Raw genomic sequence first — 25,889 nt, forward strand, 5'->3', positions numbered from 1 at the left:
GCACGACGACGCGTCGCGAGGTACGGCGTCCGCGGCGCGGAGTTCTGCACGCCCTTCGGGAAACGGCCGTATATGTGCACCCTGCCAGGGACGACAAACCCCCGCAACCATGCTGGTATGCGCCGCGGAGAAAGTCCTCGACTCAACCGAGCCGGGCGAACTCCAGGATGATGTCGACGGCCCGCGCCGCGCTCTGACACGCGCCCTCCATCGTCGTGGTCCAGTCGGTGCGGGTCCAGTCACCGGCGAGGGCGAGGCCGTCGACCTCGGTGCGCTGGTCTGGGCGGAGGCCGGCGGTCCCGGGTCGTTGCGCGAAGGTCGATTTCGGCATCCGGACCACGTGGCTGTGGACCACCTGCGCGTTCGCCGCCTGCGGGAAGTAGCGGCGCAGCATGTCCATCTGGATCTCGGTGATCTCGGCGTTCGTCTTCGAGATCAGATCGTAGGACGCCGACACCGTCGTCGAGTAGAAGTAGTTGTCGCGTGGTTCGCGCCCGTGCATGCGCTGGCGGTCCCAGACCTGTTCGAGCACTCCCTCACCGCCGTAGAGGATCTCGCCCCAGTCGGTCATCCCGATCGAGCGGTCGAGATAGAGGTTCACACTGACGATGGGCACCGGGGTCAGGTTCTCGACGGCGCGATAGATCCGCTCGTGCCCGGGCACCTGGTCGAGCAGACCCTTCACGCTCCACACCGGTACCGCGCAGATGACGGCATCGGCTGCGATCTTCTCGCCGTCGGCCAGCGTCACCCCGCTCACCGTCCCGTCGGTGACGTCGATCGACGAGACCACCGCCCGGTGTCGGACCTCCACACCGGCGTCGGCGAAGCGCTTCTCGGCGCCGTCGATGAACAACGTGTCGAGATCGACGGTGGGATACCCGATCGAGATCGGCGTACGCGTCTCGCGCGCCCGGCGGGCTCCCGTGACGAGCAGATCGGCCGGGACCTTGGCCGAGGAGATGTCGGGCTTGTCGCCGGTGAGGCCGATGACGATGCCGTCCCACAACGCATCCCGGGCCGACTGCGGCAGTCCGATGCGACGGAACCACTCGTCGGCGGTGACCTCGTCGAGCCAGTCGGGTTGCCGAAATGCCTGCCGTATCAACCTCATCTGCGCACGCGCCGTGCGCAACCGGTCGAGGCCGGTCACCCCGGGCAGGTCGCCGAGCGCGGCCCGCAGTCCGGGCAGGCCGGTGAACGCCGATCGGCGCGTCGCCCCACCGGGCATTCGCACCGTCATGTGACCCGGGAAGGCCACGTGCTCCCGCGTACCGACGCTGTCCAGATAGCGCATAAGGTGCTCGTACCCGCTGGCGAAGACGTGCTGCCCGTTGTCGGGCACGTCGTCGACGGCGTGCAGCGGCATCGAGATGGTGCGTCCGCCGAGTGAACCCCGCCGTTCGAGCAGGGTGACGCGTTGCCCCGCCTCCGACAGCCAGACCGCCGACGCCAGTCCGGCCAGTCCCCCACCCACGACCACACAATGCATGGCGACAGATTAGCGGTCAGGGCTGACCGATACCGACTGTGCGACGAATTGTCCGGGTCCCGGCGCAGACCTCGTCAACCGGTCATCTTGACGTCCTTGGCGGCGCCGAGGACGGAGAGCGCCTGGGGCACCAGCACGAGACCGAGCACCGCCATGGCCAGAGTCCACGAGCCGGTGACGTCATGGATGGCGCCGATGATGATCGGGCCGGCCGCCGCCGCCAGGTAGCCGACGCACTGCGCCATCCCGGACACCTGGCCCGTCTGTTCGGATCCCGAGCTGCGCAGCACCATGAAGAGAAGGGCCAGACTGATCGACGAACCGGGCCCGACCATCACACAGGCCGCCCAGAATCCCGGCCAGACATCAGTGCTCAGCAGACCCACGAAGCCGACGGCGCAGACCGCGATCACCGACAGGGTCACCACCCGCTGACCGGCGAAGCGGCCGGCGACGATCGGCGCGACCAGCGACATGATCAGGGCGACCACCTGCGCCGACGCCAGGACCGCACCCGCCCGCAACGGCGACATGCCGGCGTCGACGAGGTACTGCGGCAGCCAGGCCACGAACGTGTAGAAGATCAGCGACTGCGTGCCCATGAAGACCGTGATCGCCCACGCGATCGGGTTCGTCAGCAACGACGATGTCGGCGCCGCCGAGGTCACCCGGTGAACCAGCGGCAGCTGCGGAATCCAGACGACCACGGCGACCAGCGCGAGCAGCGACCACGCGGCCAACGCCAGCCGCCAGTCCCCGCCGAGTGCGTCGTTGATCGGCACGCTCACCCCGGACGCGACCGCCGCCCCGCCGGAGAGAGTCATCGAATAGAGGCCGGTCATGAGCCCGGAGCGGTGCGCGAAGTCGCGTTTGATCAGCGCCGGGAGCACGACGTTGCAGGTGCCGATGGCGGCGCCGATGACCGCCGAACCCCCGAACAGGGCGGCCGGCGACGGGATGAGCCGGACGAGGATGCCGACGATCAAGACGAGCAGGGCCCCGAAGATGACCCGTTCGATGCCGAACCGGTTGGCCAGACGGGGAGCCACCGGCGCCGAGATCCCGAAGAACAGCACCGGCAGCGCGGTCAGCAGACCGGCGACGGCGCTGCTGAAGCCGGCGTCGTCGGAGATCACCCCGATGAGCGGTCCGACGGCCACCACGGCCGGTCGCAGGTTCGCGGCGACCAACATCACTCCGACCGCGGTGACGATGACCCCGACGGCGGACTTGTCGCGCGTGGACAGAGCCTGCGCACTCATCCCGACACCTCGGTGAAGTCGACGTAGGCATACACCGCCGCGCGCGCCGCGTCGGCGTCGCCGCGCTCGATCGCGTCGACGACATCTCGATGACCGCGCGGGTGCGACTGCTCGGCCAGCGGACGTCGCAAGACCGACGGATGAGTACGGGCGATCGCTTCGGCGATTCCGTCGTACATCGCGATGAGCAGCGCGTTGCGGGACGCGACGACGAGCTCGGCGTGGAATGCGATGTCCGCCTCGGTGTATCGATCCAGATCACCGTCGGCCATCGCGTCCTCGGTGCGCGCCAGCAACAGCCGGAGGCGTTCGACGTCGGCGGCGTCGCCCCGGGCGGCCGCACCGGCCGAGGCCTCGCTCTCCAGTGCACGTCGCACTTCGAGCAGATCGCGGAGCTCCGACGGCGCGGAGGTCCGCGCGATCGCACCGGCGAGTGGGCTCCGGCCGCGCACATACGTGCCGTCGCCCCGCCGGGGCTCGAGCATGCCCGCGTGTTCCAGTGCGCGCGCGGCCTCCCGGATCGTGTTGCGCCCGACGCCGAACTGCGCCACGAGCTCGGGCTCAGCAGGAATCCGCTCGCCCAGGGGCCAGGTACCGGCTGCGATCAACTCCTGCATGCGCTGCACCACGAGTTCGCTCGTTCGCTGGGGCGGGTTGATGGGTCCGGACACGCCAAACAACCTAACATCCCATGTTTGAGCGACCCGACCGGCAGCATGCCTTTCCCGGACGGGACGGCCCGTTCGATGCTTAGATGAGCCATGTCGTTCGGGGTGCGCACGAGTTGGCTGCGCGTGGGTGTCATCGGTGTGGTCGTCGGCGTGCTGCTCGGCGTGTTCGCGGGCACGCCCCCCGCCCAGGCCGCACCCGGGCCGGGCTCGCCACTGCCGTCGGCCGACCCGTTCTACCGTTACAACGCCTCACTGTCGGGCGTGGCTCCCGGAGCGGTGCTCCGCAGCCGTCCCATGCGGTTCCAGACACCCACGATGTCCACCCCGATCACTGGCTCGCAGGTGCTCTATCGCACCACCGACCAGTTCGGCGAGAGCGTGGTGACGGTCGCGACCGTGCTGCGACCGCTGATCCCGGGCCCGACGCGCCTGGTCTCGTACCACATGGCCTACGACGCGCTCGGGTCTCAGTGCGATCCGTCGTACACGCTCAGCGGGGGTTACACCAACGGCACCGCAACCGCCGAACAGGGCGTCATCGCAGGCTATCTCGCCGCCGGGTACACCGTCGTGGTGCCGGACTACGAGGGCGAGAAGCTGCAGTGGACCATCGGCCGGCAGTCGGGCTATGCCGCACTCGACGGCGTCCGCGCCGCACAGTCGTTCCTGGAGCTGCCGCGGTCGACCCCGGTCGGCCTCGTCGGATATTCCGGCGGGTCGATCCCCACGCAGTTCGGCGCCGAGGTCGCGCCGCGCTACGCGCCCGAACTGAACATCGTCGGCGCCGCCGCGGGCGGGCTGCCGGTGGATCTCGCGCACAACCTGCCCTACATCAACGGCAGTGCGAAGTGGGCGGGTGTCATCCCGGCGCTCGTGGTCGCCTACCAGCGGACCTACCGGCTCGACACCTCGACGTTCCTCTCGGCCCGCGGCCGGCAGGTCGCCCAGGACGTCAGCGACGAGTGCATCTCGGAGTTCGCGTCGAAGTATCCGGGACTCACCAGCGCGGACATGGTCAAGCCGCCGTACACCGGACTGCTCGACGTGCCGCAGGTCGTGCGGGCGATCAACGACAACATCATGGGACGGTCGGGCACCCCGTCGACGAAGATGCTTCTCGCGGTGGGCCACTACAACGCGATCGGGGACACCCTGATGATCACCGGTGACGTGATCGGCCTGGCGAACGAGTACTGCTCACGCGGGGTGGACATCACCTACCGGCAGCTCAACGGCCTGACCCATCAGGAGGCGTTCCTCCCGTTCGAACCGCTGGCACTGCAGTACCTCACCGAGCGGTTCGCGGGTGCCCCGACTCAGAGCAACTGCGGTTCGCTCCCGCGCGGGAACAGCCTGGCACCGCTTCCGGTGCCCTGACCCGACGGCCTACCCCGGCAGCGTCTCGCCACCGATCGGGGCCAGCACCTCGCCGGTGTAGTAGGACGAGAGCTGCTCGGCCGCGAAGAACACGTACGACGGCGCGATCTCGTCGGGCTGGGCCGCCCGTCCCATCGGCGCCTGGGTGCCGAAGTCCTTGACCGCCTCGGCCGGCATCGTCGCCGGGATCAGCGGCGTCCAGACCGGTCCCGGCGCCACGCAGTTCACGCGGATCTTCCGCTCCATCAGCGCCTGCGCCAAGGAGTAGGTCAGGGCCAGCACCGCGCCCTTGGTCGCCGAATAATCGATGAGGCTGTCGTTGCCGCGCAGACCGTTGATCGACGACGTGTTGATGATGACGCCGCCGCCGGTCAGGTGCGGCACCGCCGCTCGCGTGGTGTGGAAGAAGCTGTCGATGTTGACGTCGAAGGTGCGCCGCCACTGCTCCGGCGTCAGCTCCAGAAAGTCGTCCACGATCTCCTGGTAGGCGACGTTGTTCACCAGAATGTCCAATGCGCCGAGTTCGTCGACGGTCCGCTTCACGATGTCGGCGCAGTGCGCCGGGTCGGCGAGGTCGCCGCGGTACGCGCGGGCCTGCCGTCCTTCGGCCTCGATGAGCTCGACCGTGTGGCGGGCGTCGTTGTCTTCCTCCAGGTAGGCGATGGCGACATCGGCGCCCTCCTTGGCGAAGGCGACCGCGACCGCACGGCCGATACCCGAGTCGCCGCCCGTGATGAGGGCGGTCTTGCCGGCCAGCAGATCGCGGCCGCGATAGTCACGCATCTCGTCCCGGGGACGTTCGCCCATCTCGTCGGTCTCACCGGGGTAGGAGATCGTCTTCGGTTCGTGCTCGGGGTTCTGGTCGCTCATGATCGAGATGGTGCCCGCTGAGAAGCGTGCGGAAACATCGGCGCGGACCGAGGAGCGGACGTCGTCAGGGGTTCTGGTCGGGGATCTCCTGGTCGAGTTTCTCGTCGAGGGACTCCCCTTCCCGCTGTTCCCGGGCGGTCGTGCCGGTCCGATCACTGGCCGACCAGTCCTCGGGCGGGTCCATCCCCTCCTCGAGCGGGTCCTGACCGAGTCGGTCCTCGTCGAGATCCTCGAAACCGGCTGTCGACGTCAGATCGGGGTTGATGCCCTCAGATGCCGCTGTCGCACTGTCGCCCACGTTGTCGGTACTCATTCTCGTCCTCCTGGCCGTAGCCGAGATCGGTGTCGGTCGGGGTCGGGGTCTCACCGCCGGCCCGGGGTACCGCACATACCCGGCCGACACGCCACCGAAACGATCTCCGCGAGTCCGACTCCGGGGACACGCACCGGGTCGATTCCCGTCGGATGCGCCAGCCAGGTAAGCTCATCTTTCGCCCGAGACCGCTGGCATTCCTGTTGATTTGTGGTTTGTAGGGGTGAGGGTGACAGACGCCAACGATCACACCGCCGGCGAGTCCCGTATCAGTCACGTCGGCAGCTTCCGGTTCCTCTTCGACACCCAGGAATGGGAGTGGTCCGACGAGGTCGCCGAGATGCATGGTTACCGGCCCGGTGAGGTCACTCCGACGACCGAGCTGATCGCGGGGCACAAGCACCCGGACGACCGGCAGTCGTTCGAAGAGCTGCTCGCGACGATGCTCGACCGCCGGATCCCGTTCTCGAGCCGCCATCGCATCGTCGACACCAGAGGTGAGGTCCGCCACGTCGCGGTGGTGTCGCAGCAACTCACCGACGAATCCGGCGCCGTGATCGGCGCCGAGGGGTTCTATCTCGATCTGACGGCAATCGAGGAGAAGGCCGTCAAGGACCGCGTCGACGAGCACGTCGCGCGATTCCGCGAGCACCAGGGCGTCATCGAGCAGGCCAAGGGCATGATCTCGCTGGCCTACGGCGTGAGCGCCGATCGCGCGTTCGAGGTCATGCGCTGGCGTTCGCAGACGGCCAACGTCAAGGTGAACGAGCTCGCGCGGTCGATCGTCACCGGCGTCCACCGGTACGTGGTGCTACCGGACCCGGTCCGGCAGTCGTTCGACCATCTGCTGCTCAACGCACACCGCTCCGACAACGAGAACGCCTCGTCCTCGAAGTAGCACCGACGCACCACCGTTCATCGCCTCCACGGGCGGTTTCACCGCCGACGTTCCGGGGTATCCGCACCGGCACGAGATAGGTGCCGGAAACCGGCAGTCATCTGCGGCTCGCCGAAGCCGCGATCGTGCAGGCCCGGTTGAGAACACAGCCGTTGCGACCCTAGTGAACGGATGTGGCAGTGAGCAGTGCGCAGCCAGGCGGAACAGCAACCCTCGAGACAACGGGGTCGAACACGACACGAGGTCTGTCGACGATGTCGGCGGGCCTCGGTTCGCGGAGGGGCGGTGCGACCCGCGTGCGCGTCGCGTCGGTGCCGCACTCCCACGTGTACGTCCGCCACCTGTCGCCGCTGAACGGTACGGTCAGCGGGCTCGACACCGGCCCGGTCTCGGTCGTACGCCTGCCCGACCCGGTGCCGGCCGACGGCGCCAAGGTGCCGGGCGGCTGGTGGCCCCCGCTGATGCTCGATCCCGCGTGGATCGCCCGCAACCACAACGAGTTCGACGTCTTCCATCTCCACTTCGGGTTCGACGCCGTCGAGCCGGCCGTGATGTCGAAGGTGATCGATGAGCTGCGCACCCACGGCAAACCACTCGTGTACACGCTGCACGATCTGCGCAATCCGCATCACCCCGAACCGGGACGCCACGAGGAGGTCCTGGACATCCTCGTACCGGCGGCGGATGAGGTCATCACCCTGACCCCCGGCGTCTCCCGGGAGATCGCGCGCCGCTGGCAGCGCAAGGCGACCGTGCTGCCTCACCCGCATGTCGTGCCGCCCGGCCGATTCGGTCCGCGCGCGCCGCACGCCGACGACTTCGTGGTGGGGGTGCACGCCAAGAGCATTCGCGCCAACATGGATCCGCTGCCGGTGATCATGACCCTGCTCGAGGCGGCCGCGGACTACCCGGACATGACGGTTCAGATCAACCTCCACGACGAGGTGTTCGTCCCCGGGAAGCACGCGTACAACCCGGACTTCGGCACCACGGCGCTGGCACTCTCCCGGCATCCGTATGCGCGCGTACTCGTGCACGAGTACTTCTCCGACGATCAGCTGTGGGATTACTTGCGGAGCGTGGACGTGTCGGTACTGCCGTACCGATTCGGTACCCACTCCGGGTGGCTCGAGGCCTGCCACGATCTCGGAACCACCGTGATCGCGCCGAGCTGCGGCTTCTACCGCGAGCAGCAGGACTGCCTGTCCTTCGAGTTCACCGAGGACACCTTCGATCCGGACTCACTCGTTTCTGCTCTGGCACAGGCATATTCGGCTCGTCCCGCGGCGGCCTCGTGGCCCGACCGGCGCGCGCAGCGCGAGTCGCTCGCCGAGCAGCACGCCGCCCTCTACACCAGGGCTCTGGATGCGTGACACGTTGAGGATCGCCATCGTCGCGTCGAGCCGCTACCCGATCGCGCAGCCGTTCGCGGGCGGACTCGAGGCCCACGTCTGGCATCTCACTCGCGCCCTCACCCTCGCCGGTCACGAGGTCACGCTGTTCGCGGGCGCGGGCAGCGATCTACCGGTCGACTCGGATCGCCTGCGCGGCGAATTGTTCGAGCCCTCCGCGGCCGCACGCTCGGATGTGTCGATGCCCCAACTCGAAGCACTGCAGGATCATCACGCGTACCTGTCGCTCATGCTGTCGTTCACGAACAACCCCGGCGACTACGACGTGATCCACAATCACAGCCTGCACTACCTCCCGGTCGCCATGGGTCCGGCCGTCGAGACCCCGATGGTCACCACGCTGCACACCCCGCCGACGCCGTGGCTCGAGTCGGCCCTGACCCTTGCGCCCGATACGCGTTGTGTCGCCGTCAGTCGACACACGGCACAGTCCTGGTCGCATGTGCTCGGCGAGATCCCGGTGGTGCACAACGGGGTTCAGTTGGACCGCTGGCCCGCCGGCCCCGGCGGAGACGACCTGGTGTGGTTCGGCCGGTTCGTACCGGAGAAGGGCGCCCACCTCGCGATCGAGGCCGCCCAGCGCGCGGGCCGTCGACTCCGGTTGGCCGGACCCATCAGCGACACAAGGTATTTCGAGCAACAGATCGCCCCGTCGCTGGGCGGGCTCGTCCACTACGAGGGACACCTCCACCAGCACGACCTGGCGCGGCTGGTCGGCTCCTGCGGTGCCACCCTGGTGACCCCGGTGTGGGACGAGCCCTATGGTCTCGTCGTCGCCGAATCACTCGCCTGCGGCACCCCGGTGGCGTGCTTCGCCCGTGGCGGCATCCCCGAGATCGTCGGCGAGCACGCCGGAGTCCTCGTGCCGCCGGGCGACATCGACGCGCTGGCACTCGCGGTGGACGATGCGCTCACCCTCGACCGGGGCCTCGTGCGTCGGCGCGCGGAGGACCACTGCTCGGACATCGCGATGATCGATCGGTACCTCGACCTCTACGCCGATCTGGTCGCCGGGCGGCCGTTGGCCGACTCCTCGCTCCGCCCGGAGGTCGGGGTGTGATCGGTTACTACGTCCACCATCAGGGCCGCGGACACTGTTCCCGGGCCACCGCCGTCGCCGGCCACATCGGCACCGACGTCGTCGCGCTGACCAGCGCATCGCTGACCGCCCCGGTGTTCGGCGAGGTGATCACGCTCGAGCGCGACGACTCCGACCCGCAGCCGCGGGACGTCGACGCCGGCGGCCTGCTGCACTGGGCACCACGGCACGACGGCGGACTACGCACACGCATGGCGCAGCTGGCCGAGTTCGTCGAGACGCGCCGACCGGCCGCCGTCGTCGTCGACGTATCGGTGGAAGTCACCCTCTTTCTCCGGCTGATGGGCGTGCCGGTGATCGTGACGGCGCAGCCCGGCGTTCGCGACGATCTGCCGCATCAGCTCGCCTACCGGGCGGCCGATGCGATCATCGCGCCCTGGCCCGCCGAGCTGTATCAACCGGACTGGCTCCGGGAGCATCTGCCGAAAACAGTCTTCACCGGCGGTATCTCGCGGTTCGACGGACGACTCCCCGTGTCCCACCCCACCTTCGCCGCCGACATCCTCGTCGTCACCGGCGCGGGCGGGGTACCGGGTGCCCCGCATCCGGCGACCACACTCGGCGAGGAGCTCCCGGAGCACACCGTCGTCGGACTCGGACCCGCCTTCGGCACCTGGGTCGACGACCCGTGGCCCTTCCTGTGCAGTGCGCGGGTGACCGTCATCGGCGCGGGTCAGGGAAGCGTGGCCGACGCCGCCGCGGCCGGGCGCCCGGCGGTGGTCATCCCCGAGGACCGACCCTTCGCCGAACAACGGGCAACCGGCAACACCCTCGCACGCTCCGAACTCGCCCTCGTCACGTCGTCATGGCCGTCCACCGAACGCTGGCGCTCGATCCTCGACACCGCCGGGAGTTCGTCGCCGGAGTGGTCGCGGTGGCACACCGCCGGCGCCGCCGAACGTGCGGCGCGGGCGATCGAGGCGGTCGCGCACCGATGACCGGCGTCCCCGAGGTGGTCGCCGTCATCACGATCGTGTCGGGGCGGCACCGCCACCTTCGACGACAACTCGAGGCGTTCGCCCATTCGACCCGGCGGCCCGACCTGCATTTCGTGGTGGCCATGGACGACCCCGACATCACATCTGTCACCGACGGTCACCCGGTGGAGGTCATCCGGTTCGCCAACGACGACCCGGACACGCTGCAACTCGCCGATGCCCGGAACGCCGGCGCCACGGCCGCCATGACCGCGGGGGCCTCGCTCTTGGTGTTCCTCGACGTCGACTGCATCCCCGGCCCGGACATGCTCGAGCGCTACCTCCGCTCCTGCACGGCCACACCGGACCTCAAAGTCCTCTACTGCGGCCCGGTCACCTACCTCCCCTGCGACCAGCCGACCTTCGATGCGCGCGAGCTCGCCCGGTTCACCGATCCACACCCTGCGCGTCCGTCACCGGGAACCGGGCAGACACAACTCTCATCGGCGCTGATGCTCTTCTGGTCGCTGTCGTTCGCCGTCCGGGCCACCGACTGGCTCGCCCTCGGCGGCTTCCACCCCGGCTACCGCGGTTACGGCGGCGAGGACACGGACTTCGCGATGTCCGCGCGCGACAACGGGTTTCGCATCGCCTGGGTCGGCGGCGCGCACGCCTACCACCAGCACCATCCGGTCTCGAACCCGCCGGTCGAACACCTCGCGGACATCCTCCGCAACGCACGAGTGTTCCACCGGCGATGGGGCACCTGGCCCATGGAGGGGTGGCTGCGCGCGTTCGCCGACCGCGGCCTGGTCGCCTACGACACCGCAGGCGACGAGTGGCTCCGGGTCAGCGACGGAACTTCGAGAACCCGATGACGACGCCGCGGGAGGCGGCACCCGGGCGCGGTTCGTCGTAGGAGATCGTGTGGGTGTCGGTGACGGTCTGCACGATTCGCCATCCAAAGGTCGACTGCTTCAGGGTCACGTCCGGTACGAGTTCGCCCCGGATCTCGCCGATCACGCCCTGCGACGACATGTGCAGGGTGAGTTCGATCGACGAGTCGTCCGCGGCGGCGGAGATGATCTGCGAGCAGATCTCGTCCACGGCGACCTTGGCGTCGATGACGTCGTCGAGCGCCCAGTCGTCGATGTACAGCGCGGTCTCGACCAGAGCGCGCACCAGCGCGAGACGATCGGTGGCGGCCGGAACCCGCAGGACCGTCGGCGTACCGCCGTCGATCGATAGCTGGGACGTCGCGTCGGAATCGGTCATCAAATGAGTCTTCTTCGCCCGTTGATTGGTGGTGCCGATCTCGGCTGGTCTGGTCATGAGTGCCCCGTGATTCCGTGTTCCAAACCGCGGCCGGAGGACCTTGCCGCGCTGAACGTACCCCCCCGAGCACGTGTCGACACGTTAGCAGAGCGTTTACCCAGATCATGACTCGATGAGATTCACGTCTCCATCCGTCCCATGACCGACGCGGGCGCGGCGAGGCGACGTTTCATCGCCGGCCGCTCGCGGTAAACCCTCCGCACCGAGGCCGGTGTCGAGCACACCGGCCACCGAGCCACTACCAGACAGCGCAGGGAGTGAACCATGCCAGATCTGACACCCGAACGAGAAGTCGCGTCGCGTGAGGCCATCGCGCGGCGCCCGGCACGAAAGTCGCGAGGACTGAAGGCCGTCGGCCTGCTCGGCTTCGTCTGCCTCGGACTCATGTTGGTGCTCGCCGGACTCGCCATCGCCGCCGGTGCGAGTGACCGCGACGGCACGGTATGGCTGGCGGTGGGCGCCGTTGTCATGGGTCTGCTCGCGATCGGACTGCTGATCGGCAGCCGCGTCCTGTTGCGACGTCGCGCGGCCCGCGACGGTGATCGTGCCCATCAGGATCCGATCCAGCCCGAGACCACCGCCGAGGAAGCCGAACGCTACGAGGAGCGGTTCCACGACTTCCCGGTGGAACACGCCGGAAAGAGTGAACGAGGACGAGACGACCGCCTCGCGGAGATTCGCGAAGAACGTCGAGCCGACAACGGAAAGGCCTAGAGAATGCGTGCAGTGACCTGGCAGGGCAAGCGAAACGTCTCGGTCGAGACGGTGCCCGACCCGAAGATCATCGAACCGACCGACGCCATCATCAAGGTCACCTCGACCAACATCTGCGGGTCGGACCTCCACCTCTACGAGGTTCTCGGTCCGTTCATGCAGGCGGGCGACATCCTCGGGCACGAGCCGATGGGGATTGTCGAGGAGGTGGGCAGCGACACCGGCGACCTGCGGGTCGGCGACCGTGTGGTCATCCCCTTCCAGATCTCCTGCGGCTCTTGCCTTTTCTGCAACGAGGGCCTCATGACGCAGTGTGAGACGACCCGCGTCACCGAGCAAGGGATGGGCGCCGCGCTGTTCGGGTATTCCCAGCTCTACGGCTCCGTGCCCGGTGGGCAGGCCGAGTACCTCCGGGTGCCGCAGGCCCAGTTCACCCACATCAAGGTGCCGCTGGAGAAGCCCGACTCGCGGTACGTCTATCTCTCGGACGTGTTGCCGACGGCCTGGCAGGCCGTCGCCTACGCCGAGATCCCCCAGGGCGGAACCGTCACGGTGCTGGGCCTCGGCCCCATCGGCGACATGGCTGCCCGCATCGCCGCGCACCAGGGAGCGCGGGTCATCGGTGTCGACCGCGTGCCCGAGCGACTCGCCCGGGCGGAGGCCCGCGGCATCGAGACCGTGAACTTCGACGCGGTCGACAACGTCGGCGACGCCATCCGCGACCTGACCGGGGGACTGGGTACCGATTCGGTCATCGACGCTGTCGGGATGGAGGCCCACGGGTCGCCGGTCAACAAGGCGCTGCAGAGCGTCGTCGGCCTGCTGCCGGACGCCGTCGCCCGCAAGGCGATGTCGGAGGTGGGTACCGATCGGCTGGGCGCGCTCTACTCAGCGATCGACATCGTCAAACGCGGCGGCACGATCTCGCTCTCCGGGGTCTACGGCGGCGCGGCCGACCCGCTGCCGATGCTGACCATGTTCGACAAGCAGATCCGGCTGCACATGGGTCAGGCGAACGTGAAGCGCTGGGTCGACGACATCATGCCGCTGCTGACCGACGACGACCCCTTGGGCGTCGACACCTTCGCCACCCACGAACTACCGCTCAGCGAGGCACCGAAGGCCTACGAGACATTCCAGAAGAAGGACGACGGAATGGTCAAGGTGATTCTCAAGCCGTGAACCCGCGTGGAGTGCCGCGGCCCTTCGTCGCGGCACGCTCGCCGTCGGCCTGCGATCCAGCGCCGCCGTTCTCGTCCCCGGAGTCGTCCTCGTCGACGACGACCTCGGACCGCAGCGTCTCGAGGATCCGTGTGAGCAGGCGCGACACATGCATCTGGGAGATCCCGACCTGACGCGCGATCTCACTCTGCGACATCGATTTGAAGAACCGCAGGGTGAGGATCGTGCGTTCACGCTCGGTCAGCCGCTCGAGTGCCGGCTGCAGCGTGACGAACTCTTCGACGAGTTCCAGTCGCGAATCCTCGTCACCGAGAGTGTCGGCCAGCGTCCAACCGTCGGTCGAGGAACCGGCTTCGGCATCGATCGAGCTCGCGGTGTAGGCCGAGCGCGCGACCATGCCCTCGATCACCTCACTGACCGGTAGACCGAGGTGCTGCGCGATCTCACTCGGGCGCGGCGACCGTCCGAGGGTCTGCAGCAACTCCTCGCTGGCCTTCGCGATGCTGAGCGAGGCCTCCTGGGCTCGGCGTGGCACGCGGATGGACCAGGTGCTGTCACGGAAGTAGCGCTTCACCTCGCCCATCACGGTCGGAACTGCGAAGGCGAGGAAGTTGTTGCCGCGTTCGACGTCGAAACGGTCGACGGCATGCATGAGACCGATCCGCGCCACTTGACGCAGGTCGTCGATGGGTTCACCGCGCTCCGAGAAACGCCTGGCGACATGGTCTGCCAGGGGCAGGCACCTCGCGATGACGTCCTCCCGCAGCCTGGCACGACGATCGTCGTCCTTCTCCTCGTGCATCTCCCGAAGAGAAGGAAGGACGTCACTGTAATCGTCGTGATCGCCCCGGTCACCCGACGCCATTCTCACCACCAGACTTCGAAGACAGCTCGAGGATCGATGCGCAGACCTCGTGCCGCATCCAGAACAAGAAGCAGGACCGATGTGCGCACGGGTTCGACGCATATCCGAGTCCACCCAACCACGGTCGCCCGGCGGCGTCCAGCCACGGCGGCCCTCGGCTGGTCAGGGCGTCGCTTGGCAGGAACACACCGCATAGAAACCGCCGAAGTGGACACAACCTTGTAGGTCGCTCTTGTGCAACGTAGGGTAAGAGATGCGGTTCAGGTAGAAGCTGCGTTCTAGAGCGTTGGGCGCCCAGGGCCTTCTCGCTTTCCACCATCACGCTCAATCCCTCTGACCGGGTGATCGTGAACTTGGGGTACTGACGCCGATTCGGTGCAGCACCAAGGCTTCCGATCCAGAAGTGACGGTCGTGGCCAGACGCACTTGACTGAATTGAGAACATCATGGCTCTCACCTCTTCAACCATCTTTCGTTCGGCGTTCGATCCCACTGCGGAGTCCGCGCCGAAGGCCCATTCCCACCAGTTGGTCTCCCCGAAATCGTATTGCGTGCAAGGCTTCTCCGGCAGCGTCGACCGCGACTCGGCGGCCGACTTCGCCGCCGCTCTCGACCGCGTGATCAGCGGCCCCGTCGACGGCATCGTCCTCGACTTCTCGGGCCTGAACTTCTTCGGAACCGTCGGGTTGGTGCTACTGCGTTCGTTCATCGACGACGCCGGTCGCCGATTCGTCCCAGTGGTGGTCGTGGGTGGCCGCGCGGTGACCCGCCCCCTCGAACTCTGCGGAATGGCGCCGTATGTCAAGACTTTCGAGTCCATCGAGGACGCGGGACGCGCTCTGACCCAGGATCAGGTCGGGCCGAGCACGGTGGAGTTCACTGTCACCGAGTGAGCTCTGATCACCGTGCTGTCGTGATCTGCCGCGCGATGTCGACCAGCTTGGTGTTCGAGTCCTGCGACAGGCGCTTCAGCAGGTCGAAGGCGGCCACCGCGTCGATGTCGAACCGTTCCATCAGCATGCCCTTGGCCTGACCGATGACGTCCCGGTTGGCCAGGGCGCTGTGGAACTGCTTGTCCTTCTTCACCTTGTTCCACGCGAGGGCGGCATGCGTCGCGAAGACCACCCCGATGTCCTCGGCGTGAAGGTCGAAGGCGAACGGCTCGTCGGCGTAGAGGTTCAACGCCCCGATCGCCGTGGTGTCGGCGAAGAGCTGGAACGACAGGACGGAACGAATCGGCGTCTCGACGAGCGCGCGGCGGCGGTATTCGGGCCAGCGCTGCTCGTTCTCGAGGTCGTCGACTCGGACGATGCGATCGGCGAGCGCTGCCGAGATGCACGGTCCCTCACCGAGTTCCGCTTGAATACGGTCGTGTACGTCGGCAACGTCGTGCGTGGACCCGAACGACGCGATCGATTTTCGGTCGATTGCGACGGTGAGGCCGGCGTACGCGACTCCGGGGATGTCGACCAGCGCGTTCTCGACGATCGTCTTCGCAACCTGCTCGTCGGAGTCGTCGCCGTGGAGTTCACGCGCCAGATCCGCGATCTTGCGGTGAACGTCATCGTCAGCCGGATCGGTCATGGTCGAACCCCTTTCGACGCCCGACGTGAGCGAACGACCACGGACGCGCATTGTTCGGCGTGCTCGTCCAACGTAACCCACTGCGCCACGTTCCGTGGGCGCCGGTGGTTACCGCCAGGCGCCCGACTGCCTCAGCGAAACGCCGCCGACCCGGTGAGTGCGCGCCCGATCGTGAGCTGGTGGACCTCCGAGGTCCCCTCGTAGGTGAGCACCGACTCCAGGTTGTTGGCGTGCCGGATCACCGGATACTCCAGAGTGATGCCGTTCGCGCCCAGGATGGTTCGGCATTCGCGGGCGATCGCGATCGCCTCGCGGGTGCTGTTCAGCTTGCCGGTGCTGACCTGCTCGGGCGTGAGTTCGCCGCGGTCCTTCAGACGGCCGAGGTGGTAGGCCAGCAGGTGACCCTTGCCCACCTCGAGCGCCATGTCGGCGATCTTGGTCTGGGTGATCTGGTAGCCGGCCAGCGGCTTGTCGAACACCTGGCGGGACTGCGCGTACTCGATGGCCGCCTCGAGGCAGTCGCGGGCGGCACCCATCGCTCCGAAGATGATCCCGAAGCGGGCCTCGCCGAGAGCGGTCAGCGGTCCGCGCAGCCCCTCCGCCTTCGGCAGCATCGCCGAGGCGGGAAGGCGCACGTCGTCGAACACGAGCTCGGAGGTGACCGAGGCGCGCAGCGACATCTTCTTGGTGATTTCCGGCGCCGAGAACCCCGGTGTGTCGGTCGGGACGACGAACCCGCGGATGCCGCCGGGACTGTCGGCGAGGTCGGTCTGCGCCCACACCACCGCGACGTCGGCGATCGAACCGTTGGTGATCCACATCTTCGTCCCGTTGAGCACCCAGTCGTCGCCGTCCCGCTTGGCGTGGGTGCGCATCCCCGACGGGTTGGACCCGAAGTCGGGCTCGGTCAGACCGAAACAGCCGATCGCCTCGCCCGCCGCCATCCGCGGCAGCCACTCGTTCTTCTGCTCCTCCGAACCCCAGTGGTGGATGGAGAACATCGCCAGCGAGCCCTGCACCGAGACCAGGCTGCGGATGCCGGAGTCGACGGCCTCGAGTTCCAGGCACGTCAATCCGTAGGACATCGCGCTCATCCCGGGGCAGCCGTAGCCCTCGAGGTGCATGCCGAGCGCTCCGAGTCCGCCCAGCTCGCGGGCGATGTCGCGGGCCGGCAGCCGGGCTTCGTCGAACCAGTCGGCGATGTGCGGACGCAACTTCGAGGCCGCGAAGTCCCGCACGCTGTCACGGATCGCGATCTCGTCGGCGTCGAGCAACGAGTCCAGGGCGAAGAGCTGGGGCAACGTGCTGGTGCGGGACATGGCGGACCTCCGTCGAGAATGGGACTCGCGCGGACCGAGGGCCGTCGACGAGAACGTTTGCACGAACGTTTGCATCGCCTAAGGTAGGTGTTCGATGCCCATCGGGTCAATCAGGAAGAGAGAGGATCAGCGTGGTCAGTGGTCAGCGCGCCCCCACGCTGAAGGAGATCGCCCGGCGTGCCGGCGTACACGTGTCCACCGCCTCCCGGGTGCTGCGACAGTCCGAGCCCGCCGACGGGTGGTCGGCGTCGGCTCTGCGGGTGCGGGAGGTGGCCGACCAACTCGGTTACCAGCGCAATGTGTGGGCGGCCAGCCTGCGGACCCGCCGAACCACCACGATCGGGGTCGTGATGACCCGCCTCACCGACGGCGTCGTGGCCACGACCTACCAGGGCATCGAACAGGCCGCCACCCGGGCCGGGTACTCGGTCCTGCTGTCATCCCCGCCCGACGAGGAGGCCGCTCAGCGACGGGCCATCGAACTCCTCGTCGGCCGGCAGGTCGACGGTCTGCTGCTGAGCGGATTACACCTGCCGGGCCGGGACTTCGTGGAGTCCCTGCGGGTCGGCGACCTCCCGATGCTCACCCTCACCCGGCACGCCGAGGCCGGACTCCCCTTCGTCGGCGGCGACGACGTGCGCGGCGGACGCATCGCCGCCCGGCATCTCCTGGAGCGCGGTCACACCGACCTCGCCGTCATCGGCGGGCCCGGCCACGCCACGACGGCCACCGACCGGCTCCGCGGGTTCCGCGCCGAGCTGGCTGATGCCGGGATCACGCTGTCCGACGACCGCATCGTCGCTTCCGACTTCGAGGTTCACGGCGGGACGGCGGCCGGGCGTGCACTGCTCGATCGTCCGGACCGTCCCCGGGCGATCTTCGCGGTGTCGGACACCATCGCGATCGGAGTCCTCGGTGTCGCCCGCGACCTCGGACTCCGCATCCCCGATGACCTCGCCCTGATCGGCTACAACGACATCCCGGTGGCCGCCCAACTCCCCGTGCCGCTCACGACGGTCCGCTCCCCCGCTCGGGAGATCGGCGAGACCGCGGTGCGCGGCCTCCTCGACCTCGCCGCCGGGCGGGGCGTCGAATCCCGTCGCCTCCCGGTCGAACTGATGGTTCGCGGGAGCACATGACGCTCAGGGCGCAGCGGTACCCGAACGTTTTTGCGCCGCACGGAACATCGCGACGACCGCGGTGCGGACGTCGCCACGATCGCGGACCGGGCGATCCCAGGCGAGCCGCACCCCGACGACCCCCTCGGGAACCGTGGCGTCGAACGTCGCTGCCTCGTGGTCGAATCCGGTCATCCGCGTCGCGACCGCATCGGGCCGCCCGCCCAGCGCACGGCAGATCAGCAGCGAGTCGTCGGCATGATCGTCGTTCATGTGCGCGAGCACGGCTGCCACGACATCCGGGCTGAATTGGGCTGATTCCGAAGTGTTCTCGTCAGTCACGCCCGGCCTCCTCGGCCTCGGGACGCACGAACCCCGAGACCCAACCCCGGAAGTGGTCGACGTCGCCGCCGTGCTCCTCGAACCATCCCCACGCACCGCCGCGCGCACCGGTCACGTCCCCGACGACGAGTTCGATGGCCTCGCGCGGGGTGCGCAGGATCGGGGCGTCCAGCGTGGTGCCCGCCGGGATCCGCTTGCGGGACCGCAGACGCGCGAACACCCCGGCGATGCCGTCCTCGGTCCGGTGATAGTCGGTGACGACCGCTTCCTCGTCGACGCCCGCCAACAGCAGGGCGATCGCGATGATCACCCCGGTCCGGTCCTTGCCGGCAGCGCAGTGCACGAGCGTCGCGCCCTCGGAGTCGAACTCGTTCAGCGCGGCGGTGAGTCGATGCCCGCCCGTGCGCATCATCGCGGTGTAGATCTCGACGAGCGCGGTGTCGGCGAGGCGGTCGACGCGGGCACCCGAGGACACCGGACGGTGCACGACGCGAACGTTCGGCGGCCAGGTGACGGCCATCCGGCCCAGCTCGGTGGGGTCGCGCAGATCGACGACGGTCGCCGGCGGCCAGGGCAGGCCGACGGGGTCCTCGTCGTCGGGATACGGGGCATCGCTGCGGATCAGCACGTTGGCGGCGGTGACGCCGCCGCCGGCGACCCGCATACCGCCCAGGTCCCGGATGTTGGCGAAGGTCCGCAGGTCAGAGGCGGAGGAGAGGGTCACGGCGGTCCCGATCGTCAATGTGCGCGGTGGTCGGTCGCACCTCACCTTACGCAGGCGATGGAACGGGTGACGGCTGACGTACCGTGGCGATGGTGACGACCTACCACTCCTACGAGCCGTCGCAGGGCAACCGGCTCTCTCACGACCCGGTGAATGCCATCGTCGCGCCGCGGCCGATCGGCTGGATCTCGACGGTGTCCGACGACGGCGTCGGCAACCTGGCTCCCTACAGCTTCTTCAACCTCTTCAACTACACGCCGCCGATCGTCGGTTTCGCCAGCGTCGGATACAAGGACACCGCGGCGAACGCGATCGAATCCGGCGAATTCGTGTGGAACCTCGCCACCGACGATCTCGGCGAGCAGATGAACGCCACCTCGGCTGCGGTGCCCGCCGGCGAGGACGAGTTCGACGTCGCCGGCCTGACGCGCCTCGCCTCTGATCTCGTGGCCCCGCCACGGGTCGGCGAGAGTCCGGTGAGTTTCGAGTGCCGAACCACCCAGTCGTTCCAATTACGTACGGCCGCAGGCGACCTCGTCGACACCTGGATGGTGCTGGGCGAGGTGGTCAAGATCCACATCGCCACCCATCTGTTGCGCGACGACCAGACCTACGACACGGCCGGCGCCCGACCACTGCTGCGTGCGGGCGGGCAGGGCGACTACTTCCTGCCCAGCGACGACCACCACCGGTTCATGAAACGGCCGAAACCGGCCACCCGCTAGCGGCTCCCTCCCGGCCGGTTCCGCTCACATCGCGCGGCGGATCTCGTCGTCGCTCGGCATCCCGGTCCGGGCGCCGACCGCGGCGACGGACAGCGACGCCGCCGCGACACCACGTCTCGCCGCCTCGACTACCGTCGACCCGGCGGCGAGCGCGGCCGCGAACACGCCGTTGAAGGTGTCACCCGCACCGGTCGTGTCGACGACCCGCGCGACCCGTCCGGCGGGGAGCGAGATCACCTCGGACGCGGGGTCGGCGATCAGTACGCCATCGGCACCGAGGGTCACGAGAACCGGTGCGCCCGTTCGGGATGCGACCGCCGTCGCCTGTTCGGCCGCCGATATCTCCGGCGCGGCCACACCCTCGGAGACGAGTCCGTACAGGTCCCGCAGTTCAGAGGAGTTGGGCGTCAGTACCGGCGCCGACGCCATCAGGTCGACGGTCGACGGCAACACCGGGGCGGGGTTGACGACGCAGCGGATACCCCGGGCGGCGGCCGTCGTGACCGCCGCGGCGACGGCGTCGGCCGGGATCTCGGTGCTGACGAGGACACAGCCGGCCCAGCCCGCCGCACGGTCGACCGCGGCACGGACCTCGTCGGTGCCGAGGACGGCATTCGCGCCTGCCCCGACGGCGATCTGGTTCTCCCCGTGCGGATCGACGACGATCAGCGCCATCCCGGTGGCGACGCCGTCGAGCACGTCCACGTCCGTCACGTCGACACCGGAGTCCCGCAGTTCGGCGAGTGCGCTCGCGCCCATGTCGTCGGAACCCACAGCGCCGCAATATCGCACCCCGGCACCCGCACGCGCCGCGGCGACGGCGGCGTTCGCACCCTTGCCGCCGCCGTGACGTGTCACGGACGGACCGACGACCGTCTCACCGGGCCCCGGCAGACGGTCGGTCGCCACCACGAGATCGACGTTGACAGCGCCGACGACGAGAAGCCGGCCGGCTCGATCGAGGGAAGTCATCGTGCCTTCGTATCCGTCAGCGCACCCGGCGTCCAGTCCGGCCAGTCGGGTACGCCGGCGACCAGACCGTCGACGTACCGCGCGACGATGCGCGTGGTCGGTTGCTCGTTGGCGTACACGGTTGCCAGGTCACTCCGCGCGATGGCCGTCCGGACGAGCGGCCACAGGCGTCGGAACCGCTCGCGGATCTTGACCTCGGGGACCGCGTGCCCGCCACTGTCCACGCGCAATCGGACGCGATGGACCGCGAGAGCCTCGGGGATCATCACGACGTGCAGCGCGACTCGGTATCCGGCGGTATGCGCACGTTCGATGAGCTCCAGTTTCGAGGGGTGCGAGAAGACCGTCTCGGCGATGAACGAGGTGCCGCGCTCGATGAGAGTGTCGCGGGTCGCCGCCGCCAACCGGGCGGCGTCGTAGGAATGGGCTTCCGCGGAGTCGGGCCACCGCTGCCGGGCGATCAGGTCGGCGTTGACGAAGGGCACATGCAGCAGGGGCTGCAGATGACGCTCGACCAGCGTCGACTTACCCGCGCCGTTGCATCCGACGACCAGATCGAGCCGCGGAGTCACTGCTCGAGGATGACGCTCGTCCCGTCGGGGCGGTGTTCGACGAGCCGTCCGGCGTCATCGACGACCACCGAGGACAACCCTGCCGAGGCACGACGAACCACGTGGTCGTCGGTCGCGAGCCGCGCTTCGAGATGGGCGTCGACCTCGGCGTCGTAGACGACGGCTTCCTCTGCGGTCAGCACCTCTCCCGACAGATCGCCCGCCAGCGCGGCCTCGACCCGCTGACGCGACGCGGTGGTGCGCTGCGAGACGCTGCGCCCGAGACGCGCCCAGTGTTCGAGTTGCTGCCGCGCCGACCGCTGCTCTCGCGCGCCCTCCCGGGCCGCATCGGTCACCAATGCGGCAGACAGCCGGGTCACCTTGTCCGTACCGGTGCTCATCGCACACCTCCCGCGCGTGTGTAGCAGAGTGCTACATCGCCCCAGCATACGCCGACGAACCCGTCGACGGTCGTTGTCGCATGACCGTCGACGGGCGTCGGCACTGTCTGCCGGCCTCGCGCGTCACCGCGTGGACGCCGCGTCCCGCTTCGGCAGCACCCATCCCGGGCGCGGGAAGTGGCAGGTGTACCCGTTCGGGAAATTGAGCAGGTAGTCCTGATGTTCGGGCTCGGCCTGCCAGAACGGACCCAGCTCCTCGATCGTCGTGACCGCCTTGCCGGGCCACAGCCCCGACGCATCGACGTCGGCGATGGTGTCGCGGGCGACCTTCTCCTGTTCCGGTGTCACCGGGAAGATCGCCGAGCGGTAGCTCGTGCCGACGTCGTTCCCCTGCCGGTTGCGCGTGGTCGGGTCGTGGATCTGGAAGAAGAACGCCAGGATGTCGCGATACGACGTCTGGGTCGGGTCGAACACGATCTCGACGGCCTCCGCGTGACCGGGGTGGTTGCGATAGGTGGCGTGGTCGTTCTGTCCGCCGGTGTAGCCGACCCGGGTGTCCAGGACACCGGGCTGCTTGCGGATCAGGTCTTCCATCCCCCAGAAGCATCCGCCCGCGAGGACCGCGGTCTCGGTGCCGGGACGGACGGTGATCTGGCCGGGGTCGGTCGTCATGCGTTCTCCTCCTGGGTGTCGGAATCGGCGGCATCGGTGCCGCTGAACAGGTGTGCGTACTCGCCGTACCCCTCCGCCTCGAGCTCGCCTGCCGGGATGAACCGCAGCGACGCCGAGTTCATGCAGTAGCGCTGCCCGCCCGCGTCGCGCGGACCGTCGTCGAAGAGGTGCCCGAGGTGACTGTCGGCGCCGGACGACCGCACCTCGGTGCGTCGCATCCACAGCGTCCGGTCGGACTTGGTGGCCACCGCGTCGGGCTCGACGGGCCGGGTGAAGCTCGGCCAGCCGGTGCCGCTGTCGTACTTGTCGGTCGACGAGAACAACGGCTGCCCGGACACGACGTCGACGTAGAGACCGGGTTCGTGGTTGTCCCAGTACTCGTTGTCGAAGGCACGCTCGGTTCCGTCACCCTGGGTGACGCGGTACTGGATGTCGGTGAGGCGGTTCAACGCCTCGGGGGTCTTGCGGTAGGTGTTGGTCACGTTTCCTCCTGCTGACGCTCCCCCGCTCCGTCGATCGACGGCGCTCGGAAGGCGTCACCGTGCACAACACCACGATGCCCCGATTTGGTCCCGACACGCCAAGGGCCGCCGCCCACCGGGGGTGGGCGACGGCCCGAAGGGTCGTCAGCGCGCAGATCAGCCCACGATGTCGCGACCGAAAATCTGCCGTGCGAGTACCCAACGCTGCACCTCGCTGGCGCCCTCGTAGATCTCCCCGATCTTGCTGTCCCGGTACAACGCCTCGACCGGACCCGACGAGTCGTCGCCGAGTTCCTGGGTGAATCCGAATCCGCCGAACGCCTGTACCGCGTCGCGCGCCATCTGGACCGCGATCTCGGTCGCGCGGTCGGCCATGAGGAACTGCCAGTGCTGCCGGACCGCGAGCGGTGCGCCGAACGCCACCCGTGTGCTCAGGTGTGCCGCCGTGCGGTCGAAGGCGGCCTGCGCCATCCCGACGCCCGCAGCCGCGATCCCGATGCGCCCGTATGTCAGCGTCTGCAGGGCGACCTTCAGCCCGCCGCCCTCGGTCCCGAGCAGGGCCTCCGGTCCCAGCTCCACGTCGTCGAGGTGCACGTCCGCGGTGATCTGCCACTTGTTCCCGAGTTTGCGGTCGGGCGTGCCCACCCGGACGCCCGGGGTGTCGGTCGGGACGATGAACGTCGAGAGCCGGTCACCGGTGCGCGCGAGCACCACGACGAACGCGGCGACAACGGAGTTGGTGATCCAGCGCTTGCGTCCGTTCAGCACCCAGCCGTCGCCGCGGCGGTGCGCCACGGGCCGGACCGCCTCGGGTGAGAGATCACTCGACGCGGCCGGCTCGCTGGTGGCGAACGCGCCCACGATCTCGCCGGCGACGACCGGTGCCAGCCACCGGCGGCGCTGCTCCGGCGTGCCCCGGTTGACGGCGTTGCCCGCGAGGATGCAATGGACGTCGAAGATCGCGGCGACGCTGTTGGAGAAGTACGCCAGTTCTTCGACGGCGGTGGCCGTCGCGGTCGCCGGGTGGGCCAGTCCGTCGCCGCCGACGTCGGCCGCGAAAGGGATGCGGTAGATCCCCGCCGCGGCCAGCCGATCGAACACGTCGCGCGGGAAGCCGTCGAGCCGTTCGTCGCCCCGCGCGATCCGATCGGCCACCGGGGCGACGTCGCGGAGCGCGACTTCCCGAACCCGGCGGCGGACCACCGCGACCTCGCCGGGCGACACGAGGTCGTGGTACAGGGCGTCGGCGATCCGCGGTGGCTGGTCGGGCACGTTCGTCGGACGACGACACCGCGGCGATGTCGATGACAGTCAGGGAATCTCCCGATCAGACCGGTGCGTCGGCCACGGCACGCGACCTCTCGATCTCGTCGGGCACCAGTTCGACGACCGCCTCGACCTCCGGCGCGGGTGCACCCGGCCCGAAGTCGGCGAACGCCGTGATGTGCTCGTCGAGCGGAAGCGGATTGGGGGTGCCGTAGGTGAAGTAGGTCTCCCACGGCAGCTTCGCGCCGCCGACGGCCAGACCGGTGTCGATGTCGGACATCTGCCAGGTCTTCGTCTCGGCCGACGGATCGAGATGCAGATATCCGGACTCGCCGAACAACTCGATGCGGTTGCCACCCGGTTCGAACACGTAGAGGAACTGCCCCTGGGTGATCCCGTGCCGGTCCGGACCGGCTTCGATGCGGATGTCGTACTCGCGGAACATCTCCACGGCGTCGATGTTGTGCTGACCCGTGCCGTAGTAGAAGGCGAGGTGATGCAGTTTGCCGCGCCCGCCGGTCATGTCGCGCATGCAGGCGACCTCGTGGCCGAGGATGTTCGAGCTCATCCAGGCGCCGATCTCGACGTCACCGTCGACGACGCGCTCGGTGGTTCGGAACCCGAGGTGGCGTTCGAACTCGGTCTTGAGCGCGGTGACGTCCGAGGCCATCAGGTTGAGGTGGTCGATGCGCTTGACCGGAATCCCCTGCAACGGCTTCTTCGACGGCCGGGTGAGGATCTTGCTCTGCAGTTCCGGTGGCGCGACGTAGGTCTCGGCTTCCCACACCAGCGCGAAGTCGTGACCGTCGGCGGTCTTGTACGCGAGCGTCTTGCCGTAGCCGAACTCGTCCTCGTGCCACGAGGTCTCGATGTTCGCGCCCTGCAGCGAGGCGGCACGGCGTTCGAGCGCCTCGGGGGAGCTGGTCCGCATGCCGGCATGGCCCATCCCGGGTTCGGCGGACTCGGTGATCTTCAGACTCCACGGGTAGGGGTCCTCGTAGGCCCGGAGGTAGACGGACTGGCCTTCGCGCTGGGTGACATACATGCCCAGGAACCTGGTGAAGAAGTCGAGGGTCTCCTGGGGCTTGGGGCTCAACAGTTCGGCTCGCGCGAGGTGCGCGACATCGAAGCGTGCGGCGTTCTCGGTCATCGGTTCTCCTGTGGATCGTGCGACACCGGATCTCGGTGGCTGCTGGCTGATGGGCCTCAGCATGGCGACGAGTTGTGACTGCCGTCACCGCCATTCGGGATATCCGAACAACGGTGCCGCCGATGCGCTCCGCGTTCGGACTGCCCGTGCCTTGGCCCCGGAGACGGCAACCGCTC

Annotated in this window: 29 protein-coding genes; 11 read left to right on the forward strand and 18 right to left on the reverse strand. The window is 68.5% G+C overall.

The features are described from left to right. Nucleotides 1-142 precede the first annotated feature (142 nt). From hpnE to GR168_RS19840, 3 genes are all read right to left on the reverse strand, one after another. Nucleotides 143-1,492, reverse strand: a complete 1,350-nt coding sequence (gene hpnE / locus GR168_RS19830; protein ID WP_065632508.1) for a hydroxysqualene dehydroxylase HpnE — start codon at nt 1,490-1,492, stop codon at nt 143-145. A gap of 74 nt (nt 1,493-1,566) precedes the next feature. After that, entirely contained in the window at nt 1,567-2,754 is a 1,188-nt protein-coding gene (locus tag GR168_RS19835) for an MFS transporter (protein ID WP_159371509.1), read from the reverse strand. Continuing rightward, nucleotides 2,751-3,425, reverse strand: coding sequence for an FCD domain-containing protein (locus GR168_RS19840; protein WP_159371510.1), 675 nt, complete (start codon nt 3,423-3,425; stop codon nt 2,751-2,753). Before GR168_RS19840 ends, GR168_RS19835 begins: the two co-directional genes overlap by 4 nt. 90 nt (nt 3,426-3,515) lie before the next feature. On the opposite strand from GR168_RS19840, the gene GR168_RS19845 reads away from it, so the two are divergent. Continuing rightward, the gene (locus tag GR168_RS19845; RefSeq protein ID WP_159371511.1) at nt 3,516-4,802 is read left to right on the forward strand and encodes a lipase family protein; all 1,287 of its coding nucleotides are present in this window, start codon (nt 3,516-3,518) and stop codon (nt 4,800-4,802) included. A 9-nt stretch (nt 4,803-4,811) separates the two neighbouring features. Here the strand turns inward: GR168_RS19845 and GR168_RS19850 are convergent, their stop codons facing one another. Next, nucleotides 4,812-5,672: an SDR family oxidoreductase gene (locus GR168_RS19850; RefSeq protein WP_137809460.1), complete on the reverse strand. Its 861-nt coding sequence runs from the start codon at nt 5,670-5,672 to the stop codon at nt 4,812-4,814. A 64-nt stretch (nt 5,673-5,736) separates the two neighbouring features. After that, nucleotides 5,737-5,985, reverse strand: a complete 249-nt coding sequence (locus tag GR168_RS19855; RefSeq protein WP_065632504.1) for a hypothetical protein — start codon at nt 5,983-5,985, stop codon at nt 5,737-5,739. Nucleotides 5,986-6,214: 229 nt separating this feature from the next. Here GR168_RS19855 and GR168_RS19860 point away from each other — a divergent pair, with 229 nt between their 5' ends. The 5 genes from GR168_RS19860 (at nt 6,215) to GR168_RS19880 (ending at nt 11,189) form a co-directional block, all read left to right on the forward strand. Further along, nucleotides 6,215-6,883, forward strand: a complete 669-nt coding sequence (locus GR168_RS19860; protein ID WP_159371512.1) for a PAS and ANTAR domain-containing protein — start codon at nt 6,215-6,217, stop codon at nt 6,881-6,883. A 254-nt stretch (nt 6,884-7,137) separates the two neighbouring features. Then, nucleotides 7,138-8,256: a glycosyltransferase gene (locus GR168_RS19865; protein WP_068970833.1), complete on the forward strand. Its 1,119-nt coding sequence runs from the start codon at nt 7,138-7,140 to the stop codon at nt 8,254-8,256. After that, nucleotides 8,249-9,355 carry a glycosyltransferase family 4 protein gene (locus GR168_RS19870; RefSeq protein WP_159371513.1) on the forward strand — a complete coding sequence of 369 codons (1,107 nt, stop codon included), beginning with the start codon at nt 8,249-8,251 and terminating at the stop codon, nt 9,353-9,355. Before GR168_RS19865 ends, GR168_RS19870 begins: the two co-directional genes overlap by 8 nt. Continuing rightward, nucleotides 9,352-10,332, forward strand: a complete 981-nt coding sequence (locus GR168_RS19875; protein ID WP_065632500.1) for a hypothetical protein — start codon at nt 9,352-9,354, stop codon at nt 10,330-10,332. Before GR168_RS19870 ends, GR168_RS19875 begins: the two co-directional genes overlap by 4 nt. Next, complete coding sequence (locus GR168_RS19880) at nt 10,329-11,189, forward strand: galactosyltransferase-related protein (RefSeq protein ID WP_159371514.1); 861 nt, start codon at nt 10,329-10,331, stop codon at nt 11,187-11,189. The genes GR168_RS19875 and GR168_RS19880 overlap by 4 nt, the downstream gene beginning before the upstream one ends. Here the strand turns inward: GR168_RS19880 and GR168_RS19885 are convergent. Then, nucleotides 11,161-11,586: an anti-sigma factor gene (locus tag GR168_RS19885; RefSeq protein ID WP_065632598.1), complete on the reverse strand. Its 426-nt coding sequence runs from the start codon at nt 11,584-11,586 to the stop codon at nt 11,161-11,163. The two genes, GR168_RS19880 and GR168_RS19885, sit on opposite strands and share 29 nt — an antisense overlap. 324 nt (nt 11,587-11,910) lie before the next feature. Here GR168_RS19885 and GR168_RS19890 point away from each other — a divergent pair, with 324 nt between their 5' ends. Next, complete coding sequence (locus tag GR168_RS19890; protein WP_065632499.1) at nt 11,911-12,360, forward strand: hypothetical protein; 450 nt, start codon at nt 11,911-11,913, stop codon at nt 12,358-12,360. Nucleotides 12,361-12,363: 3 nt separating this feature from the next. Continuing rightward, nucleotides 12,364-13,542, forward strand: a complete 1,179-nt coding sequence (locus GR168_RS19895; protein ID WP_159371515.1) for a zinc-dependent alcohol dehydrogenase — start codon at nt 12,364-12,366, stop codon at nt 13,540-13,542. Here GR168_RS19895 and GR168_RS19900 read toward each other — a convergent pair. Next, complete coding sequence (locus GR168_RS19900) at nt 13,532-14,407, reverse strand: RNA polymerase sigma factor SigF (RefSeq protein WP_159371516.1); 876 nt, start codon at nt 14,405-14,407, stop codon at nt 13,532-13,534. The genes GR168_RS19895 and GR168_RS19900 overlap by 11 nt on opposite strands. Before the next feature lie 446 nt (nt 14,408-14,853). Here GR168_RS19900 and GR168_RS19905 point away from each other — a divergent pair, with 446 nt between their 5' ends. Continuing rightward, nucleotides 14,854-15,300, forward strand: coding sequence for an STAS domain-containing protein (locus GR168_RS19905; RefSeq protein WP_137809467.1), 447 nt, complete (start codon nt 14,854-14,856; stop codon nt 15,298-15,300). 7 nt (nt 15,301-15,307) lie between these two features. Here GR168_RS19905 and GR168_RS19910 read toward each other — a convergent pair whose 3' ends face one another. Together GR168_RS19910 and GR168_RS19915 are read right to left on the reverse strand one after the other, a co-directional pair. Continuing rightward, a complete protein-coding gene (locus GR168_RS19910) occupies nt 15,308-15,991 on the reverse strand; it encodes a GAF and ANTAR domain-containing protein (protein ID WP_159371517.1) in 684 nt (227 codons plus the stop codon). A gap of 131 nt (nt 15,992-16,122) precedes the next feature. Further along, nucleotides 16,123-17,310: an acyl-CoA dehydrogenase family protein gene (locus GR168_RS19915; protein ID WP_068970826.1), complete on the reverse strand. Its 1,188-nt coding sequence runs from the start codon at nt 17,308-17,310 to the stop codon at nt 16,123-16,125. A gap of 131 nt (nt 17,311-17,441) precedes the next feature. On the opposite strand from GR168_RS19915, the gene GR168_RS19920 reads away from it, so the two are divergent. Further along, nucleotides 17,442-18,449: a LacI family DNA-binding transcriptional regulator gene (locus tag GR168_RS19920; RefSeq protein WP_159371518.1), complete on the forward strand. Its 1,008-nt coding sequence runs from the start codon at nt 17,442-17,444 to the stop codon at nt 18,447-18,449. Between the two features lie 3 nt (nt 18,450-18,452). Here GR168_RS19920 and GR168_RS19925 read toward each other — a convergent pair whose 3' ends face one another. Continuing rightward, nucleotides 18,453-18,770, reverse strand: coding sequence for a DUF2470 domain-containing protein (locus GR168_RS19925; protein ID WP_159371519.1), 318 nt, complete (start codon nt 18,768-18,770; stop codon nt 18,453-18,455). Continuing rightward, a complete protein-coding gene (locus tag GR168_RS19930; RefSeq protein WP_159371520.1) occupies nt 18,763-19,494 on the reverse strand; it encodes a tyrosine-protein phosphatase in 732 nt (243 codons plus the stop codon). Before GR168_RS19930 ends, GR168_RS19925 begins: the two co-directional genes overlap by 8 nt. 92 nt (nt 19,495-19,586) lie before the next feature. On the opposite strand from GR168_RS19930, the gene GR168_RS19935 reads away from it, so the two are divergent. Further along, complete coding sequence (locus tag GR168_RS19935) at nt 19,587-20,219, forward strand: flavin reductase family protein (RefSeq protein ID WP_159371521.1); 633 nt, start codon at nt 19,587-19,589, stop codon at nt 20,217-20,219. A 24-nt stretch (nt 20,220-20,243) separates the two neighbouring features. On the opposite strand, the gene GR168_RS19940 is transcribed toward GR168_RS19935, so the two are convergent. The 7 genes from GR168_RS19940 to GR168_RS19970 form a co-directional block, all read right to left on the reverse strand. Continuing rightward, nucleotides 20,244-21,191, reverse strand: coding sequence for a PfkB family carbohydrate kinase (locus tag GR168_RS19940; RefSeq protein WP_159371522.1), 948 nt, complete (start codon nt 21,189-21,191; stop codon nt 20,244-20,246). Continuing rightward, the gene (locus GR168_RS19945) at nt 21,188-21,763 is read right to left on the reverse strand and encodes a zeta toxin family protein (RefSeq protein WP_078113767.1); all 576 of its coding nucleotides are present in this window, start codon (nt 21,761-21,763) and stop codon (nt 21,188-21,190) included. The genes GR168_RS19940 and GR168_RS19945 overlap by 4 nt, the downstream gene beginning before the upstream one ends. Then, entirely contained in the window at nt 21,760-22,143 is a 384-nt protein-coding gene (locus GR168_RS19950) for a hypothetical protein (RefSeq protein ID WP_078113766.1), read from the reverse strand. Before GR168_RS19950 ends, GR168_RS19945 begins: the two co-directional genes overlap by 4 nt. A gap of 123 nt (nt 22,144-22,266) precedes the next feature. Beyond that, nucleotides 22,267-22,815, reverse strand: a complete 549-nt coding sequence (gene msrA, locus GR168_RS19955) for a peptide-methionine (S)-S-oxide reductase MsrA (RefSeq protein WP_078113765.1) — start codon at nt 22,813-22,815, stop codon at nt 22,267-22,269. Beyond that, complete coding sequence (msrB, locus tag GR168_RS19960; protein WP_159371523.1) at nt 22,812-23,297, reverse strand: peptide-methionine (R)-S-oxide reductase MsrB; 486 nt, start codon at nt 23,295-23,297, stop codon at nt 22,812-22,814. The genes msrA and msrB overlap by 4 nt, the downstream gene beginning before the upstream one ends. Nucleotides 23,298-23,453: 156 nt before the next feature. Next, a complete protein-coding gene (locus GR168_RS19965; protein ID WP_238994948.1) occupies nt 23,454-24,569 on the reverse strand; it encodes an acyl-CoA dehydrogenase family protein in 1,116 nt (371 codons plus the stop codon). A 55-nt stretch (nt 24,570-24,624) separates the two neighbouring features. Next, on the reverse strand, nt 24,625-25,713 hold the full coding sequence (locus tag GR168_RS19970) for a VOC family protein (RefSeq protein ID WP_078113762.1): 1,089 nt from the start codon (nt 25,711-25,713) through the stop codon (nt 24,625-24,627). Between the last annotated feature and the right edge of the window lie 176 nt (nt 25,714-25,889).

The sequence above is a fragment of the Gordonia sp. JH63 genome (genome assembly GCF_009856645.1).
GTDB lineage: Bacteria > Actinomycetota > Actinomycetes > Mycobacteriales > Mycobacteriaceae > Gordonia > Gordonia hongkongensis.

Bases quoted from the DNA above. Each gene is read 5' to 3' on its own strand.
- hpnE (WP_065632508.1), bottom strand. From the start codon at position 1,492: ATGCATTGTGTGGTCGTGGGTGGGGGACTGGCCGGACTGGCGTCGGCG.
- GR168_RS19835 (WP_159371509.1), bottom strand. From the start codon at position 2,754: ATGAGTGCGCAGGCTCTGTCCACGCGCGACAAGTCCGCCGTCGGGGTC.
- GR168_RS19845 (WP_159371511.1), top strand. From the start codon at position 3,516: ATGTCGTTCGGGGTGCGCACGAGTTGGCTGCGCGTGGGTGTCATCGGT.
- GR168_RS19850 (WP_137809460.1), bottom strand. From the start codon at position 5,672: ATGAGCGACCAGAACCCCGAGCACGAACCGAAGACGATCTCCTACCCC.
- GR168_RS19855 (WP_065632504.1), bottom strand. From the start codon at position 5,985: ATGAGTACCGACAACGTGGGCGACAGTGCGACAGCGGCATCTGAGGGC.
- GR168_RS19865 (WP_068970833.1), top strand. From the start codon at position 7,138: ATGTCGGCGGGCCTCGGTTCGCGGAGGGGCGGTGCGACCCGCGTGCGC.
- GR168_RS19870 (WP_159371513.1), top strand. From the start codon at position 8,249: ATGCGTGACACGTTGAGGATCGCCATCGTCGCGTCGAGCCGCTACCCG.
- GR168_RS19880 (WP_159371514.1), top strand. From the start codon at position 10,329: ATGACCGGCGTCCCCGAGGTGGTCGCCGTCATCACGATCGTGTCGGGG.
- GR168_RS19885 (WP_065632598.1), bottom strand. From the start codon at position 11,586: ATGACCGATTCCGACGCGACGTCCCAGCTATCGATCGACGGCGGTACG.
- GR168_RS19890 (WP_065632499.1), top strand. From the start codon at position 11,911: ATGCCAGATCTGACACCCGAACGAGAAGTCGCGTCGCGTGAGGCCATC.
- GR168_RS19895 (WP_159371515.1), top strand. From the start codon at position 12,364: ATGCGTGCAGTGACCTGGCAGGGCAAGCGAAACGTCTCGGTCGAGACG.
- GR168_RS19900 (WP_159371516.1), bottom strand. From the start codon at position 14,407: ATGGCGTCGGGTGACCGGGGCGATCACGACGATTACAGTGACGTCCTT.
- GR168_RS19905 (WP_137809467.1), top strand. From the start codon at position 14,854: ATGGCTCTCACCTCTTCAACCATCTTTCGTTCGGCGTTCGATCCCACT.
- GR168_RS19910 (WP_159371517.1), bottom strand. From the start codon at position 15,991: ATGACCGATCCGGCTGACGATGACGTTCACCGCAAGATCGCGGATCTG.
- GR168_RS19915 (WP_068970826.1), bottom strand. From the start codon at position 17,310: ATGTCCCGCACCAGCACGTTGCCCCAGCTCTTCGCCCTGGACTCGTTG.
- GR168_RS19940 (WP_159371522.1), bottom strand. From the start codon at position 21,191: ATGACTTCCCTCGATCGAGCCGGCCGGCTTCTCGTCGTCGGCGCTGTC.
- GR168_RS19950 (WP_078113766.1), bottom strand. From the start codon at position 22,143: ATGAGCACCGGTACGGACAAGGTGACCCGGCTGTCTGCCGCATTGGTG.
- msrA (WP_078113765.1), bottom strand. From the start codon at position 22,815: ATGACGACCGACCCCGGCCAGATCACCGTCCGTCCCGGCACCGAGACC.
- GR168_RS19970 (WP_078113762.1), bottom strand. From the start codon at position 25,713: ATGACCGAGAACGCCGCACGCTTCGATGTCGCGCACCTCGCGCGAGCC.